Origin of the sequence: Plantibacter sp. ME-Dv--P-122b, assembly GCF_030209375.1 — a bacterium.
Classification (GTDB): domain Bacteria; phylum Actinomycetota; class Actinomycetes; order Actinomycetales; family Microbacteriaceae; genus Plantibacter.
Window position 1 is genome coordinate 28093 of sequence record NZ_JARVSC010000001.1, and the last position, 14700, is coordinate 42792.

Consider the following 14700-nt stretch of genomic DNA (forward strand, 5'->3'; position numbering starts at 1 on the left):
GCCGAACCTAAGTCACGAAACGATATCGGAATGCCCGATCGCCCGGATCACTCCGCGTCGAGGGTGATCGCGTCGTCGGGGTCGACGGGCACGATGAGTGGCGAACCGCTGCTCGGGTCGGGGATGACGATCGCGTCGAGGTCGAAGGCCTCGCGGAGCACGGCCGGGGTGAGGACCTCCCAGGGCGTGCCGTCGGCGATGACCCTGCCGCCGCCCACGACGACGAGCCGGTCGGAGTATCTTCCGGCGAGCGTGAGGTCGTGCAAGACCATGACCACCGTGGCGCCACGCTCGCGGTTGATCGACCGCACGAGTCGGAGGACGTCGAGCTGGTGGCTGAGGTCGAGGAAGGTCGTCGGCTCGTCGAGCAGGATCGTGGGGGCCCGCTGCGCGAGCACCAGGGCGATCCAGGCCCGCTGCAGCTGCCCGCCCGACAGGGAGGCCGTGTCGCGGTCGGCGAGGGTCTCGAGACCGGTGGCGGCGAGGGCCTCGTCGACGGCGATCGTGTCGGCGGGCGTCCACGGCTTGAGGAGGCTCTGGTGCGGGTGCCGCCCCCGCGAGACGAGGTCGCGGACGGTCGTCGCCGACGGCGTCAGCGGCTTCTGCGGCAGGATCGCCAGGCGGCGCGCGACCTCGCGGGTCGGGATCGACCGCACGCCGCGACCGTCGAGTTCGACCGTGCCGGCGGTCGGGGTGAGCAGGCGACCGAACGCCTTCAGTAGGGTCGACTTGCCGCAACCGTTGGCGCCGATGAGGGTCGTGACTTCGCCCGTCTCGATGCGGAGGTCGAGCCCCTCGAAGACCACCGTCTGGTCGTAGGCCAGGGAGACGCCCCGCGCCTCGAGGGCGGGCATCGGCCGTTCCTTCACGAGCGAGGGGGTCGTGGCGGGGTCGGTCATGCGGAGGTCTCCCGTTCCTTGCGGCGCGTCAGCAACCAGATGAGATAGGGCGCGCCGACGATCGCGGTGATGATGCCCACCGGGATCTCCCCCGGCAGGACGCCGCGGACGAGTGCGTCGCCGCCCGTCACGATGACGGCGCCGAGCAGCGCGGAGGCGAGCAGCGGCGGGCGGCCGGTGCGGGCGAGGCGGCGGGCGATCTGCGGTGCGACGAAGGCGACGAACTCGATCGGCCCTGCCGCGGACACGGCTGCGGCGACGAGCAGGACCGCGCACGCGATGACGACGATCCGGTGCCGCTGGACCGCGACGCCCAAGCCGGTCGACAGCTCGTCGCCGAGCTGGCTGATGTCGAGGCTGCTCGTCTGCAGGACCGCGATCGGCGTCAGGATCACCAGCGCGACGAGCACCGGCCACACGCTCGACCAGGAGATGCCCGAGAGGCTGCCGACGAGCCACTGCGCCGCCGCGGCCGCCTCGGTGATCTGCGCCCGGGCGATGAGGTAGCTCGTGATGCCGCCGAGCGTCGCGGTGGCACCGATGCCGATGAGGATGAGTCGGAAGCTGTCGACCCCGCCGCGCCAGGACAGCGCGTAGACGGCGGCGGAGGTGACGAGCGCGCCGATCGCGGCCATGGCGGGCAGGCCGAGACTGAGCGCGCCGGCGCCGACGGAGTAGCTGCCACCGACGAGGACGATCGCGGCCACGGCCCCGAGCGCGGCACCCGAGGTGACACCGAGGATGTCCGGGGTGGCGAGCGGGTTGCGTGCGAAGGTCTGGGTGAGGGCGCCGGCGAGTCCGAGGGACGCACCGACGAGGAGACCGCCGACGACCCGGGGGAGGCGGAGCTCGAACACGATGAGTTCCTGGCCACCGGTCCCGCCGCCGAGCAGGGTGGTGATGACGTCGGGGATCGTCAGAGACGACGAACCGGCCACGATCCCGAGCAGGGCGAACGCCAGCGCGACGACGAGGCAGGCGATCGTGACGCCGACGACCCGCCCTCGCCACAGCCGGCCGAAGAAGCGGCTGCCCTCCCGCACGGCGCTCACAGCTCCGCCATCCGTCCGCGGCGCACGATGGCGATGAAGGCGACCCCACCCGCGACGGTGAGGACGACGCCCACGGGCACCTCGGCGGTGCCACCGATGAGTCGACCGATCACGTCGCACGCGAGCAGCACGCTCCCGCCGACGAGTCCCGAGGCGGGGAGGAGCCAGCCGTGATGCCCGCCGACGAGTGTGCGGGCGATGTGCGGGGCCGTGAGTCCGACGAACGCGATCGGGCCGGTCAGGGCCACGGCGGCCGCCGTGAGCAGGGTGATCGCCGCGAGTCCGACGAGTCGCGCCCGGATGAGGTTCTCGCCGAGGCCGTTCGCGAGTTCGGTCCCGAGTGCCAGGGCGTTCAGCGAGCGGATGTTGGCGACCGCGAACACGAGGCCGAGTCCGGCGAAGACGAGGGCCGCGTCGACGCCCGTGAGCGATCGGCCGGACAGCGAACCGACCACCCAGATGCGATAGGCGGCGAGGGTCGTCTCGTCGGAGAGGACGAGGTACGAGGTCAGGGCGACGAGGAGGGCCGAGACGGCGGTGCCGGCGATCGCGAGCGGGACGGGACTCGACAGTCCGCGGCCGAGCGCGGCGACGGCGAACACGATGACGCTGGCCACGGTGGCGCCGAGCAGGGCGAGCCAGAGGGTCGTGACCACCGAGCTCGTGCCGAGCACGTAGACCCCGACGACGACCGCGAGGCTCGCTCCGGCGGAGACGCCGAACAGGCCGGGGTCGGCGAGCGGGTTGCGGGTCTGCCCCTGCATGACGGCACCGGCGATCCCGAGGCAGACGCCGACGAGGACGCCGAGCACCGTGCGCGGCACCCGCGACCCCCAGACGACGGCGCCGGTGTCCTGGGCGGGGTCGAACAGGGCGGTGAGCACGGCCACCGGACTGATGAGGTTGCTGCCGAGCATCAGACTCGCGAGGGCGGTGACGATGAGCGCGGCGGCCAGGGTGCCGACGGCGAGCGCGCGTCTCGATCGGAGGAGGGTCGCGCTGCGCATAAAGTAAGCCTAGCCTCACCTATCCCGGTCGCGATGCACACCCGCCATCGGCGGTGACGGACGGGCGATCCATGGAACGGCGTGGGAGGTGTGGGGTTCGCACATGGGTTGGGCCTCCATCGCCCGATACCGTTGACCGGTACGGAGTACAGCGATCAGGAGGACACGCATGGCCGAGCAGCCGTCGACCGGAGCCGACATCGAAGCGGTCCTCGCCGCCACGGAACGACTCAACGTCCCGCCCGGCTCGCTCGAGGGCGTCGTGGTCCTCGACCTCTCCCGCGTCCTCGCCGGCCCCTACGCGGCGGCGATGCTGGCCGACCTCGGCGCGACCGTCATCAAGATCGAGAACCCGAACGATCCCGACGTCTCCCGGGGCTTCCCGCCCTACCTGCGCGACGGTGACGAGGAGTTCAGCGGTTACTACGGCCAGTACAACCGCGGCAAGTTCGGTCTCGCGCTCGACCTCGCGAGTGATGCCGGCAAGGAGGTGCTGCGCGACCTCGTCGCGAGTGCCGACATCCTCGTCGAGAACTTCCGCCCGGGGACCATGGCGAAGCTCGGCCTGCCGTACGAGGCGCTCGCCGCCATCAACCCGAAACTCGTGTACACCGCGATCTCCGGTTACGGACAGACGGGCTCCCGGAGCCGTCGCCCGGCGTTCGACAACACGGCCCAGGCCGCCGGTGGGCTCTGGTCCATGAACGGCTACGCGGATCAGCCGCCCGTGCGCGTCGGCGTCACGATCGGCGACCTCTCCGCGACGATGTTCGGCGTCATCGGTACCCTCGCCGCCCTCCGCCACGCCGAGCGCACCGGCGTCGGTCAGCTCGTCGACGTCGCCCAGGTCGACAGCATCATCGCGATGACCGAGACCGCCGTCGTCGACTACACCGTCGACGGAACCGTCGCCTCGCCATCCGGCAATGAACACGCCTGGGTGCGGCCCTACGAATTGTTCCCCTGCGCCGACGGCCAGGTGTTCTTCGGCGCGTACACCGACAAGCTCTGGAAGGCGAGCTGCGAGCTGTTCGGCACGCCCGAGGCGATCGCCGACCCTGAGATCGACACCATGCGCAAGCGTTTCGATGAGGAGGTCTACGCCCGTCGGGTGAAGCCGCTCGTCGTCTCCTGGTTCGCGGACCGCACCCGCGCCGAGCTCGAGGAGCTGGCCGGCGACGTCGTGCCGCTCACCGCCGTGAAGACCATCGGCGAGGTCGTCGAGGACCCCGGGACCGCCGAGCGCGAGATGGTCGTCGAGGCCGACTACGGTGCCTTCGGCACCCTCCGCTCCTTCGGCCAGCCGATCAAACTGAGCGCGACCCCCGCGACCACCGACCGACCAGCGAATCACATGGGCGAACACGCGGACGACGTGCTCACGGCACTCGCCGGGTACGACGCCGACCGCATCGCCGCGTTGCGTTCCGACGGGGTGATCTGAGTGGGAGCCGTGGAACGGACAGAGCAGCCTGCCGGGCGGATCGCCGCGTTGCGGTCCGACGGGGTGATCTGAGTGGGAGTCGTGGAGCGGTCAGAGCAGCTCGATCTGCGCCCCGCCTCCTGGTACCGCAGCACCTTCGCCCCCGCGGCACCGGAACCGGTCGTGGGCGAGGAGCTCCCCGCCGGCTGGGAGGGCGTCCACTTCCCGTTCGAGACGCCGTTCGCGCAGCTCCGCGAGGACGGCTCGCCGGCGGAGGACGGCGTGCTGCCGACCATCGACCTGCCGCGCCGCATGTACGCGGGGGAGGACACGGAGTTCCTGGCGCCGCTCCGCTCCGGCGACGTGGTGACGCAGCGCACGAGTCTCGGGTCGCTCGTCGAAAAGCAGGGGCGCGCCGGTCGACTCGTCTTCGCCGACCTCGTGCGTGAGTACCTCGTCGATGGTGAGGTCGCCGTCCGCAGCACCTGGCACGACGTGTTCCTCGAGGCGCAGCCAGCGGTGCCCTCCCCGCGGACGGCGGCGCCCGAGGTGACCGCCGAGGACGCGGTCGATCCCGACGCCGGAGCCGACTGGACCGTGACGCGATCACTCGACTCCCGGCAGCTGTTCCGCTTCTCGGCCGTGACGGGCAACACGCACCGCATCCACTACGACCGTCAGTGGGCGCGTGAGGTCGAGGGGCTCGACGACCTCCTCGTGCATGGCCCGCTCACCCGCATCCTGGTGCTCGACGCCCTCACGGCGAACGCCGGTGGTCGCCGACTCGCGTCGGTCCGTTTCCGGGCGACGGCGCCGGTGCTCGTCGACACGGCGTTCCGCATCGCGGGGACGAACGGCCCCGAGGGCACCTCGGTCGTCGTGCGTGCCGCCGACGGTACGGTCCTCGCCTCAGCCGACGCCACCTGGCGAGCGGCACTGCACGGAGCCTGAGGGAATGCCCCTCAGGTCACGGTGCCTTCCTCCGGTCACTGAGCTTGTCGAAGTGCCCACGGGGTGCACCGCCCTTCGACAGGCTCAGGGACCGGGATGGGGTGCTCAGCGACCGGGATGCGGTGCTCAGGGACCGGGGTCGCGCCGCCCTGCCTAGGCGTCGATCACGAGCGTCGACGTCAGTGACCGCGACACGCACGGGTACATGATCATCGACGCGTCGTCGGTCGTCAGGGAGTCGCGATGCTCCGGCGTCCCGTCCACCACCTGCACGGCACACGAGCCGCAGACGCCCCGCATGCACGACCCGGCGACACCGACCCGCGCGGCCTGCATCGCCTGCAGCATCGTCTGCCCAGCGGGCACCTCGACGGTCCGCTCCGACCTCGCGCACTCGACGGTGAACGCCGTGTTCGGCAGGTAGGCGCGGGGCTTCGGCTCGAACCGCTCGAGGTGCAAGCGGCAGTCCTCGGGCAGCGTCTCGGCGAGCTTCGTAAGGGTGTCCGTGAACCCGCGCGGCCCGCAGGCCGACACGTCGGTGCCCGGCTCGAGTCCCGCGAGGAGGCCTGCGAGGTCGAGCCGGCCGCTCTCCGCGCTGACGTGGATCCGCACGTGGTCGCCCAGGGCTTCGAGCTCCGGCGCGAACGCGATGTCCTCGCGTGTGCGCACCGCGTAGACGAGGGTCCAGTCGGCGTCGCCCGCGGCCAACCGCCGCGCCATCGAGAGCAGCGGCGTGATCCCGATGCCGGCCGCGAGGAGCAGGTGCCGCTTCGCGTCCGAGAGTGGGAACAGGTTCCGCGGCGGCCGGATGAACACCTTCCGACCGACCTTGAGGAAGTTGTGGATGTAGTGCGACGCACCCCGCGAGTGCTCCTCCCGCAGGACGGCGATCCGGTACCGGAACTCGTCCGCCGGATCACCGCAGAGCGAGTACTGCCGTTCGTGGCGGGTGATGAGCTGCAGGTCGATGTGCGCTCCGGGGTCCCACGGCGGGAGCCGGCGACCTTCCGGATCGGCGAGCACGACGCTGACGATCGTCGGCGTCTCGCGCACGATCTCTTGGACGATGAGCGGGGTCATGCCCGCGCGGTTGCGCATCAGGAATCCCTCGTGCTTCCAGTCATCAGTACAGGCTCGTTGCTTCCAGCCATCAGTACAGGCTCTGGTTCCCGACGGCGACCGCCTCGTCGATGGCGTCGCCGACCTCGGTGCTCAGCCCGGACATGCTCGCCCAGATCCGCCCCGCACTCGGCACCTCGGCCGCGAGCTCCTGCATCTCAGCGTCCCACAGTCCGCCGCGGAGGAGCGCCCGCCCGCAGTGCAGGTAGACCTCCTCGGTCCGCACGACGATCGCGAGCTGCGGCGTCACGTGGTCCTGCTCGAGCATGGCCATGAGTGCCGGGTCGTCGGTGACGGTGGCCGTGCCGTTGATCCGGAGGGTCTCGCTCATGCCGGGGACGAAGCACAGCATGCCGATGTGGCCGTTCTGGACGATGTTCTGCAGGGAGTCGGCCAGCCGGTTGCCGAGACGCTCCGGGATCACGAGCGTCCGGGTGTCGAGCGCGCGGACGAACCCGGGGTAGTCCCCGCGCGGGGAGTTGTCGCACCGGCCGTCGGCGTCGGAGGTCGCGATGGTGCAGAACGGCGAGTGGGCGAGGAAGGCGAGGCAGTTCTCGTCGAGCTCGTCCATGATCTTGGCCGTCGCCGCGGGGTCCGGTTCGCCGAGCGACCGACGGATGGTGTCGACGTCGATCGACGCGAACGCGCTGGCCTGCATGGCGGACCCCTTCTCTGTCCCTCCGACCCTACGGTCGTCCAACGCACGTCTCAATGGGCCGTCGGCACACGGTTCGCGGGTGTCCTGTGCCACCGACCCAGCCGCGTCGATCATCCCGCCCCGGTTCATCGGCCGAACGAGCGGCGGAACATCGCCTTCGCGCGCGCCGCGGTGTCGGTTCGGTGGGAATCGGGGATGCGGGTGAGGGTCGCTCCCACCATCGAGATGGCCATGAGGATGTCGTCGGGTTCGACGTGGTCGGCGATGCGGTGGGCAGCCAGTTCCTTGGCATGCAGGGCGTGCGCGAGGCGGTCGAGGCGGGTGCCGAGCGCGATCACGCGCGGGTCGTCGCCCTCGCCGAGGATCGCCTCGACGAAGGGCGAGGTGACGAGGGCCTGGTCGATCACGACGTCGAGCAGGGTGTCGAGGGTCGCATCGGGTCGCGCGGCGTGCTCCTCCAGCTCGCCGACGTTCTCGTCGAGCACCGCGAGCGCGAGGGAGAGTCGGTCGGGGAAGTGCCGGTACAGGCTTCCTTGTCCGACACCCGCCCGCTTCGCGACCGCGCTGAGGGGAGCGCTGAAGCCGTCCGCGGCGAACACCTGACGCGCCGCGGCGACGAGCGCTCGGCGGTTCTCGGGTCCCGCGCTCGGGCCGCGGTTCGGCTTCGGGGGCGTGGACGACATCCCGGTAGCGTAACGCCGCGCGGCCGGTCCGAAGCACCCGGCTGAGAGCCCGCCGTGAGGTCTGGCGGCCGTGCCATGGACGGCGTAACGTGTACCGGACAATGATGTCCGGTAGGGATCGAGGCCCAGACCACCCCGCCGCTCATCGCCCTCTCGAGACCGAAGGAACCCCATGAGCGTCCTCACCGCCAACACCCCGATCGCCGCGTGGCTCGCCGACCCCACCGGTGGACCGCTCATCCGCGGCCTCCTCACCCAGCTGGGCACCGAGGAATCGCAGCTCGCCCCGATCTCGGGCCTCCCGCTCCAGCAGCTCGTCGCCCTGAGCCAGGGCAAGCTGCCCCAGTCGCTCATCGACGAGCTCGTGCTCGCCGCGAACGACGGTGTCGCACCTGTCGACGAAGCGCCTCAGGGGTGGCAGGAGCGCATCACCGTCGGTCGCTTCGCCGGCAAGACCGTGATCGTCACCGGTGCTGCTTCCGGCATCGGCCGTGCAACGGCATCCCGCGTCGCGCGCGAGGGCGGCCGGGTCGTGGCCGTGGACCTCTTCGAGGACAAGCTCGCCGATCTCGCCTCGAGCCTGCCGGACGCCGATCTCGTCACGATCGCCGGCGACATCACCAAGCAGGACGACATCGACGCGATCGTCGCCGCGGCGGGGGAACGGATCGACGCGCTCGCCAACGTCGCCGGCATCAACGACGACTTCTCCCCGCTCCACGAGACCTCCGACGCGACCTGGGAGCGGGTGATGGGCGTGAACGTCACCGGCGCGTTCAAGCTGACCCGCGCCGTCCTGCCGTCGATGGTTGCGGCTGGATCCGGTTCGGTCGTCAACATCGCATCTGAGGCAGGCCTTCGCGGCAATGCCTCGGGCAACGCTTACACGACCTCGAAGCATGCGGTCGTCGGTATGACCAAGAGCGCCGCTTTCATGTACGGACCGCACGGTGTCCGGGTCAACGCGGTCGCTCCGGGCGGCGTCGCGACGGGGATCCCCTTCCCGCCGAACGTCTCCGAGGCGGGTTCGGCGCGGCTCGGACCGTTCCAGGCGGCGATCCCGACGATCGCGACCGCGGAGCAGCTCGCGGCGTCCATCACCTTCCTGCTGAGTGACGACGGCGTCAACGTCAACGGGGTCGTCCTGCCGTCCGATGGCGGATGGTCGGTGCAGTAGCCGTCGACCCGCAGAACTTCAGCAATCGGTAAGAACGGCGATTCTTAACGACTGTCCGGGGCGGGATGAACGCGTTTCTGCTGCGAATCTTGAAGCACACGGGCCGCTCTGCGTCGCCCGTGCCCTGCGAACGGTCTGCACGAGTACGGCCGGAACGACTGTTCGCACTGCGGTGACACCGCTCACAGGGCCCCACCGATCTTGGCGGAAGGTGGGGCCCTGCGCCGTGTCCGGGCCGCCCTGCTCCGTGTGCTGGCTCAGTGCGGGATCGCCGCGGCGAAGCGCCACGGCTGGGAGCGGATCGTCGCGACGGCCCGCGTGATCGCGCCGAGGGCGACGACGTCCGCCCCGAGCCGTGAGGCCCGCACGATCGGCGTCGGCGCGTAGGTCCCTTCGTCGAGCCAGGTCTGAGCCGCGGCGATGACGGGGGAGGCGACGCGGGCCACGCCGCCGGCGACGACGACCTCGTCCACGTCGAGCAGGCTGCCGAGCAGGACGCACACCCGCCCCAGGCGCTCCCCGAGACGCTCGACGAGTCTGCCGGCGTAGGCGTCGCCCGAGGCTGCGGCGTCGATGATGCGACCGACGTCGAGGGTGCCGACCGGGATCCCGGCGAGCGGGGAGGCCGCCGGCGCGGCGCCGGATCGCTGATCCTCCTCCAACCACGACCGTGCTGCACCGTCGAGGCCCTCCGGCGAACCGACGCCCTCGACCATGCCGAGCACGCGCAGTTCGCCTGCACCGCCGGCCCCGCCGTGCAGCAGCACGCCGTCCACGATGAGTCCCGCGCCGAAGCTCGCCTCGGCCAGGAGGACGGCGATGGACTCGCGCGCCACCTCCCCGAGGGCGCGTTCGGCGGTGGCCGCGAGGTTGGCGTCGTTCTCGAGCACGACGTCGCCCCAGGGGCCGAGGCGGCTCGCGAAGTCGGGGTTCATCCGGGCCCAGTAGTCGTGGTCGCCGCGCGGGGAGCGGCCGTGGGCGTCCACCGGTGCCGGGACACCGACGGCGGTCACGAGCACCTGCCCCGGCGTCGCGCCGGCCTGCGCGGTCGCCTCCTCGACGACGGTCCGTGCGGTCGCGAGGCGGAGGTCTGGGTCTTCGTCTCCGCCCACGATCGGACGTTCGGCCCGGCCGACGACCTCACCACGGAGCGTCGCGACGAGCGCCGCGACCCGGTGCTGCCCCACATCGAGTCCGACGACGAACGCGGTGTCCGCGGCGAGTTCGTAGCGCCGGGCCGGTCGTCCCCGCCGATAGTCGCCGGCGGCCCGTGCGTCGTCGAGCTCCCGGATCCACCCGCGGTCGGCGAGCGCGTCGCAGGCGTTCAGCACGGTGGCGCGCGTCAGGCCGGTCCCGTCCATGACGTCGCTCGCCGTGAACGCACCGTGGTCGAAGGCGTAGGCGGCGACGAGTTCGACGCTCGCCCTGCCCGTCTCGATCCCCGGTTCCGCCATGGGGTGACTGTAGCAGGGTTGCATTACTAGATATGGCCGCTATATTTAGTGGCGAAGGTCGACCACCGCCGGTCACGACACGTGCTCGGCTCCGCACCCCGAAAGGAACCGTCCGAGCATGAGCACCAGTACCGCCCCGACATCAGCAGACGCTCCGGACCTCCGGGTCGGCGTCATCGGCCTCGGCTTCGCCGGGACCACGCACCTGGACGCCTTCACCGCGCTCCCCGGTGCCACCGTCGTCGCCCTGTCCGGCCAGGAACCGGCGCGCCTCGCCGAGCTGGCCGAGAGCCGCGGGGTCCCGGAGACCTACGCCGACTGGGAGGACCTCGTCGCCCGCGACGACCTCGACATCGTCTCGATCGGCGTGCCGAACGCGCTCCACCACCCGATCGCCGTGGCCGCGCTCCGCAGCGGCAAGCACGTCTTCTGCGAGAAGCCGCTCGCCACGACCGCCGACCTCGCCGCCGAGATGGTGGAGGCCGCGACCGCCGCCGACCGCGTCCTCGAGGTCGCCTACAACCACCGCCGTCGTGCCGACGTCGCCTACCTCGCGCGCTACCTCGCCGAGGAGCCGATCGGTCGCGTCTACCACTCGCGCGCCTCCTGGCTCCGTCGTCAGGGTGTGCCCGGCATCGACTCCTGGTTCACGAACAAGGCCGCGGCCGGTGGCGGGCCACTCATCGACCTCGGTTCCCACGTGCTCGACATCGCGCTGTCGCTCCTCGGCGAGCCGCGCGTGACGCACGTCTCGGCCGTCGCGTACAACGAGCTCGGCCGCGCCGGTCGCGGTGGCTCGTCGAACGGTGGTCCGGTCTCGAGCCGGTCCACGCACGCCTTCGACGTCGAGGACTTCGCGTCCGCCCTGCTGCGGTTCGAGGACGGCGGGAGCCTGCACCTCGAGGCGTCGTGGGCGTCCTACTCGAAGGCCCACGAGGACATCTCGGTCGAACTCCTCGGCTCGGAGGGTGGCGTCCGCCTCCACGTCGACAACTACAACACCGAGGGGACCGTCACGATCTACCGCGACGTCGCCGGGGCGCCGACGATCGAGCGACCAGCCGTGCAGGTCCCGGCCGGTCACCACCAGTCGGTCATCGCCGAGTTCCTCGACACCATCCGCGCGGGTGAGACCGCCGGCGGTGAGCTCCGGTTCGCCGGTCACCACGGCGAGTACGCACTGCACCGCAGCCGCGTCATCGACGCCGCCTACGCCTCGGCCGCCGCCGGGCACGAACTGGAGGTCCCCGCATGAGCACCACGACACCGATCCGCATCCGCGTCTGGAACGAGTTCGTCCACGAGTCCCGCGGTGACGCCGTGGTGCTCGGGCACTACCCTGACGGGATCCACGCCGTCATCGCGGCGGGCCTCGAGGAGTCGCTCGGCGACGCCGTGTCCGTCTCGACGGCGACCCTCCAGGATCCCGAGCACGGTCTCACCGAGGAGGTCCTCGCGAACACCGACGTCCTGTTCTGGTGGGGGCACATCGCCCACGACCAGGTCTCCGACGAGGTCGTCGAGCGGGTCGTCCGGCATGTGCACGCCGGCATGGGCATCGTCGTGTTGCACTCCGGGCACTACTCGCGGGTCTTCCAGCGGCTGATGGGGACGACGTGCGCGCTCAAGTGGCGCAACGACGGCGAGCGCGAACTCGTCTGGACGGTCCTCCCGGACCACCCGATCGCTCAGGGCGTGCCGCACCCCATCGTCATCGACCGCCAGGAGATGTACGGGGAGCACTTCGACATCCCCCGGCCGGACGAAGAAGTGTTCCTCTCCACCTTCGCCGGTGGCGAGGTCTTCCGATCCGGCGTCGCCTACCACCGCGGACGCGGGCGCGTGTTCTACTTCTCGCCCGGTGACCAGGAGTACCCGGTCTACCACCACCCCGACATCCGGCGGGTCCTGGCGAACGCGGCCGAGTGGGCGCGCCCGACGATCGAACGCACCCCGCCGACCGCCGACCAGCACCCGCGGGACTGGTTCCTGAGCTAGGGCTGGAGGAGCGAACGCGGCTGGGGGAGAATTGCCGCCAGACCGCAGGGAGGACCATATGCCGGACAAGCAGAACCCGTCGCTGAAGGACCCCGAACTCTACGAGAAGCTCCGCGACGACGGGGCGTCGAAGGGGAAGGCCGCGCGGATCTCGAACGCCGCAGCGAAGCAGGGACGATCGACGATCGGGGAGAAGGGCGGCGAGGCCGGGTCGTACGACGATTGGACGGTCGCGCAGCTCCGCGAGCGGGCGAAGGAGATCGGCCTGAGCGGCTACTCCGGCAAGCGGAAGAGCGAACTCATCACGATGCTCCGCGACAGCTGAGCCGGCGGCGCTGCCGCCCGGCTACTTCGATTGGACGGTCGCGCAGCTCCGCGAGCGGGCGAAGGAGATCGGCCTGAGCGGCTACTCCGGCAAGCGGAAGAGCGAACTCATCACGATGCTCCGCGACAGCTGAGCCGGCGGCGCCACCGCCCGGCTACTTCGCCCGGGCGGCAGCGTCGTCGCCGGTCGTGGCGTGAACGACGACCTCGCCGGTGTTCGCCTCGTGCATGAATCCCTCGAGCAGTGCGCGGTCCATCTCGCCGACCTCGTCGGAGTCGAAGGAGAACTGCAGGGCGATCGCCGGGTGCAGCCAGAGCGTCGTGCGTCCCTCGGTGGTCGCGTCCTGTCGCACCGTGAGTGCGAACGACTCGTTCCGTCGCAGCTTCATGAGCGCGATCGTCTTGACGTGGGCGAGCGTGCGGTCGTCGAGGCGAACGCGTGCGTCGCCAGTGCCGTAGACCAGTTGTCCCATGGGAACCCTCGACTTCCGACCCCGGAGATGGCCGTCGAGAGAAGTCGCCGACGGCTGTGCGCGTCCCGACGGGGTCCGGGTCGGTGAAGCGCTCTCTCAGGATACGAGAGATTGTTGGTGCGCGCCCGATTATCCACATCGCGATGACCGATCGATGTCGCGCGCGCATTGTCCGCTGCCCGGGCCCCGTGCGCAATGGCCCCGACGCCCCGATCTCCCCGCGCTAGCGTGGCAGGCCTGGGAAAGGAGCTGACGATGGGATTCCTCCGCCTCGGTGCGCTCCGTTCGCAGGTCGACGATCAGACGCTCGCGCAACTGGAACGCGTGATCCTCACGCGCATGCTCGGCGAACGGTCGTTCCGGCTGCAGCTCCACCGCGGGCGCTTCCAGTCGTCCGAGCCGGTCACCGTGTCGCCCGAGCAACCGATCGTCTTCGCGTTCGACGCCGAGTTCGAGCCGCCGATCGACGAGCGCATGGCCGCCGAGATGCTCGAGGAGATCGAGATCACCGGCGGATTGCACGTCGTCGTCGCCTGACCAGCAACAGACCGACACCAGCACCACACCGAAACCACCACCACAGGAAGCAGGAGCGACATGAGCGACTTCACCGGCGCAGACGCATTGGGTACCGACCCGGACATGGTGGTCGGCACGCCGCCCACCGAGATCCCGGACGAGTCGACGGATGAGGACACGGCGGACGAGCCGGATGTGCTCGAGCAGCCGGATACCGACGCTCGCTGAGTCCGTCACACGCCGAAGCGCCGCCGACCCTCGGGTCGGCGGCGCTTCGGCGTACGGCGAGCGGGGCTCAGCCCTGCTCGGTGTCCTCGGGGTCCGCGCCCGGGCGCACCGCCGCGTCGTCGCGGATGTCGATGCGGGTGACGCCGTCACCCTGGTCGGTGACGTCGATGCGGGGAGCCGCGTCGGCTTCGGTCGCGTTCGGGGCGGTCGTCAGCTGGTCGTGCCGGTTCTCGTCGTGCGTGTTGGGAGTCTGGTCGCTGTCGGTCATGCCCAGACGATAGCGCACGGGCACCCTGTGCTTCGCGGTATACCCTCCGGGTTGCGGATGCAAGGTCTGACGGCCCGACCGCTTCGGTTCCCAGAATGGTCGTATGAGGAAGTTGCACTACGCCGGCGGGTACCTGCTGATGGCCGACCAGACCTGCAAGGCCTTGCTCCGGTACGCGCGCGCCCTCGCCCAGACCGGCGAGTCCGACATCGCGGTGGTGCCGACCATCTCGGACGGCGGCAGCCTCGGATACGCCCACCTCCTCGTCGGGCCGGCGAGCCAACTGTTCTCGACCCCCGTGGAGAACGCGTCGAAGGAGCCCTTCGACGAGGAGATCATCGCCGAGCTCGAACGGCGGACCGCGGCTCTGCAGCCGGCACGGCCGGAGTGGGCGACCGAACTCACCGACGTCGACGATCTGGAGTTCGACGAACGTTCCATGTGAGTGCAGCTCGGGCCGCGGTCAT

General features: G+C 70.7%; 19 protein-coding genes. 10 read left to right on the forward strand and 9 right to left on the reverse strand.

Annotated elements, in window-relative coordinates; genetic code table 11:
• Positions 1-47 precede the first annotated feature (47 nt).
• From QRN19_RS00115 to QRN19_RS00125, 3 genes are read right to left on the reverse strand one after another with little or no spacing between them, the layout of a single operon-like run.
• Complete coding sequence (locus QRN19_RS00115) at positions 48-899, reverse strand: ABC transporter ATP-binding protein (protein WP_285024507.1); 852 nt, start codon at positions 897-899, stop codon at positions 48-50.
• Positions 896-1951: a FecCD family ABC transporter permease gene (locus QRN19_RS00120; RefSeq protein ID WP_064297044.1), complete on the reverse strand. Its 1056-nt coding sequence runs from the start codon at positions 1949-1951 to the stop codon at positions 896-898. The genes QRN19_RS00115 and QRN19_RS00120 overlap by 4 nt, the downstream gene beginning before the upstream one ends.
• On the reverse strand, positions 1948-2958 hold the full coding sequence (locus tag QRN19_RS00125) for a FecCD family ABC transporter permease (RefSeq protein ID WP_285024508.1): 1011 nt from the start codon (positions 2956-2958) through the stop codon (positions 1948-1950). The genes QRN19_RS00120 and QRN19_RS00125 overlap by 4 nt, the downstream gene beginning before the upstream one ends.
• A gap of 169 nt (positions 2959-3127) precedes the next feature.
• Here QRN19_RS00125 and QRN19_RS00130 point away from each other — a divergent pair, with 169 nt between their 5' ends.
• Positions 3128-4402, forward strand: a complete 1275-nt coding sequence (locus QRN19_RS00130; RefSeq protein ID WP_285024509.1) for a CaiB/BaiF CoA transferase family protein — start codon at positions 3128-3130, stop codon at positions 4400-4402.
• Between the two features lie 81 nt (positions 4403-4483).
• On the forward strand, positions 4484-5332 hold the full coding sequence (locus QRN19_RS00135; RefSeq protein WP_285024510.1) for an FAS1-like dehydratase domain-containing protein: 849 nt from the start codon (positions 4484-4486) through the stop codon (positions 5330-5332).
• A 153-nt stretch (positions 5333-5485) separates the two neighbouring features.
• On the opposite strand, the gene QRN19_RS00140 is transcribed toward QRN19_RS00135, so the two are convergent.
• From QRN19_RS00140 to QRN19_RS00150, 3 genes are all read right to left on the reverse strand, one after another.
• Entirely contained in the window at positions 5486-6430 is a 945-nt protein-coding gene (locus QRN19_RS00140) for a PDR/VanB family oxidoreductase (RefSeq protein WP_285024511.1), read from the reverse strand.
• Positions 6431-6482: 52 nt separating this feature from the next.
• Complete coding sequence (locus QRN19_RS00145; protein WP_071261734.1) at positions 6483-7109, reverse strand: MSMEG_1061 family FMN-dependent PPOX-type flavoprotein; 627 nt, start codon at positions 7107-7109, stop codon at positions 6483-6485.
• Positions 7110-7234: 125 nt separating this feature from the next.
• On the reverse strand, positions 7235-7792 hold the full coding sequence (locus QRN19_RS00150; protein WP_285024512.1) for a TetR family transcriptional regulator: 558 nt from the start codon (positions 7790-7792) through the stop codon (positions 7235-7237).
• Positions 7793-7964: 172 nt separating this feature from the next.
• Between QRN19_RS00150 and QRN19_RS00155 the strand changes: the two genes are divergently transcribed.
• Positions 7965-8969 carry an SDR family NAD(P)-dependent oxidoreductase gene (locus QRN19_RS00155; protein ID WP_285024513.1) on the forward strand — a complete coding sequence of 335 codons (1005 nt, stop codon included), beginning with the start codon at positions 7965-7967 and terminating at the stop codon, positions 8967-8969.
• Positions 8970-9226: 257 nt separating this feature from the next.
• Here the strand turns inward: QRN19_RS00155 and QRN19_RS00160 are convergent, their stop codons facing one another.
• Positions 9227-10423, reverse strand: coding sequence for an ROK family transcriptional regulator (locus QRN19_RS00160; protein ID WP_285024514.1), 1197 nt, complete (start codon positions 10421-10423; stop codon positions 9227-9229).
• A 118-nt stretch (positions 10424-10541) separates the two neighbouring features.
• Between QRN19_RS00160 and QRN19_RS00165 the strand changes: the two genes are divergently transcribed.
• From QRN19_RS00165 to QRN19_RS00180, 4 genes are read left to right on the forward strand one after another with little or no spacing between them, the layout of a single operon-like run.
• Complete coding sequence (locus tag QRN19_RS00165) at positions 10542-11678, forward strand: Gfo/Idh/MocA family protein (RefSeq protein ID WP_285024515.1); 1137 nt, start codon at positions 10542-10544, stop codon at positions 11676-11678.
• Positions 11675-12421, forward strand: coding sequence for a ThuA domain-containing protein (locus QRN19_RS00170; RefSeq protein ID WP_285024517.1), 747 nt, complete (start codon positions 11675-11677; stop codon positions 12419-12421). The genes QRN19_RS00165 and QRN19_RS00170 overlap by 4 nt, the downstream gene beginning before the upstream one ends.
• A gap of 58 nt (positions 12422-12479) precedes the next feature.
• Positions 12480-12746, forward strand: coding sequence for a DUF7218 family protein (locus QRN19_RS00175; protein ID WP_285024518.1), 267 nt, complete (start codon positions 12480-12482; stop codon positions 12744-12746).
• Between the two features lie 10 nt (positions 12747-12756).
• Complete coding sequence (locus QRN19_RS00180; protein ID WP_285025248.1) at positions 12757-12879, forward strand: Rho termination factor N-terminal domain-containing protein; 123 nt, start codon at positions 12757-12759, stop codon at positions 12877-12879.
• A gap of 21 nt (positions 12880-12900) precedes the next feature.
• On the opposite strand, the gene QRN19_RS00185 is transcribed toward QRN19_RS00180, so the two are convergent.
• The gene (locus tag QRN19_RS00185; protein WP_285024519.1) at positions 12901-13218 is read right to left on the reverse strand and encodes a DUF7882 family protein; all 318 of its coding nucleotides are present in this window, start codon (positions 13216-13218) and stop codon (positions 12901-12903) included.
• A 255-nt stretch (positions 13219-13473) separates the two neighbouring features.
• Between QRN19_RS00185 and QRN19_RS00190 the strand changes: the two genes are divergently transcribed.
• Together QRN19_RS00190 and QRN19_RS00195 are read left to right on the forward strand one after the other, a co-directional pair.
• The gene (locus tag QRN19_RS00190) at positions 13474-13755 is read left to right on the forward strand and encodes a DUF7882 family protein (RefSeq protein ID WP_064297054.1); all 282 of its coding nucleotides are present in this window, start codon (positions 13474-13476) and stop codon (positions 13753-13755) included.
• 60 nt (positions 13756-13815) lie between these two features.
• Positions 13816-13965 carry a hypothetical protein gene (locus tag QRN19_RS00195; RefSeq protein ID WP_159453395.1) on the forward strand — a complete coding sequence of 50 codons (150 nt, stop codon included), beginning with the start codon at positions 13816-13818 and terminating at the stop codon, positions 13963-13965.
• A gap of 67 nt (positions 13966-14032) precedes the next feature.
• Here QRN19_RS00195 and QRN19_RS00200 read toward each other — a convergent pair whose 3' ends face one another.
• Positions 14033-14233, reverse strand: coding sequence for a hypothetical protein (locus QRN19_RS00200; RefSeq protein ID WP_085512068.1), 201 nt, complete (start codon positions 14231-14233; stop codon positions 14033-14035).
• Positions 14234-14336: 103 nt separating this feature from the next.
• On the opposite strand from QRN19_RS00200, the gene QRN19_RS00205 reads away from it, so the two are divergent.
• Positions 14337-14678: a hypothetical protein gene (locus QRN19_RS00205; protein ID WP_085512067.1), complete on the forward strand. Its 342-nt coding sequence runs from the start codon at positions 14337-14339 to the stop codon at positions 14676-14678.
• The last annotated feature ends 22 nt before the right edge of the window (positions 14679-14700 follow it).

Coding starts and splice junctions, on each gene's coding strand:
- QRN19_RS00155 (WP_285024513.1), top strand. CDS start 7,965: ATGAGCGTCCTCACCGCCAACACCCCGATCGCCGCGTGGCTCGCCGAC.
- QRN19_RS00115 (WP_285024507.1), bottom strand. CDS start 899: ATGACCGACCCCGCCACGACCCCCTCGCTCGTGAAGGAACGGCCGATG.
- QRN19_RS00200 (WP_085512068.1), bottom strand. CDS start 14,233: ATGACCGACAGCGACCAGACTCCCAACACGCACGACGAGAACCGGCAC.
- QRN19_RS00195 (WP_159453395.1), top strand. CDS start 13,816: ATGAGCGACTTCACCGGCGCAGACGCATTGGGTACCGACCCGGACATG.
- QRN19_RS00160 (WP_285024514.1), bottom strand. CDS start 10,423: ATGGCGGAACCGGGGATCGAGACGGGCAGGGCGAGCGTCGAACTCGTC.
- QRN19_RS00125 (WP_285024508.1), bottom strand. CDS start 2,958: ATGCGCAGCGCGACCCTCCTCCGATCGAGACGCGCGCTCGCCGTCGGC.
- QRN19_RS00190 (WP_064297054.1), top strand. CDS start 13,474: ATGGGATTCCTCCGCCTCGGTGCGCTCCGTTCGCAGGTCGACGATCAG.
- QRN19_RS00165 (WP_285024515.1), top strand. CDS start 10,542: ATGAGCACCAGTACCGCCCCGACATCAGCAGACGCTCCGGACCTCCGG.
- QRN19_RS00185 (WP_285024519.1), bottom strand. CDS start 13,218: ATGGGACAACTGGTCTACGGCACTGGCGACGCACGCGTTCGCCTCGAC.
- QRN19_RS00170 (WP_285024517.1), top strand. CDS start 11,675: ATGAGCACCACGACACCGATCCGCATCCGCGTCTGGAACGAGTTCGTC.
- QRN19_RS00130 (WP_285024509.1), top strand. CDS start 3,128: ATGGCCGAGCAGCCGTCGACCGGAGCCGACATCGAAGCGGTCCTCGCC.
- QRN19_RS00140 (WP_285024511.1), bottom strand. CDS start 6,430: ATGCGCAACCGCGCGGGCATGACCCCGCTCATCGTCCAAGAGATCGTG.
- QRN19_RS00150 (WP_285024512.1), bottom strand. CDS start 7,792: ATGTCGTCCACGCCCCCGAAGCCGAACCGCGGCCCGAGCGCGGGACCC.
- QRN19_RS00145 (WP_071261734.1), bottom strand. CDS start 7,109: ATGCAGGCCAGCGCGTTCGCGTCGATCGACGTCGACACCATCCGTCGG.
- QRN19_RS00175 (WP_285024518.1), top strand. CDS start 12,480: ATGCCGGACAAGCAGAACCCGTCGCTGAAGGACCCCGAACTCTACGAG.
- QRN19_RS00205 (WP_085512067.1), top strand. CDS start 14,337: ATGAGGAAGTTGCACTACGCCGGCGGGTACCTGCTGATGGCCGACCAG.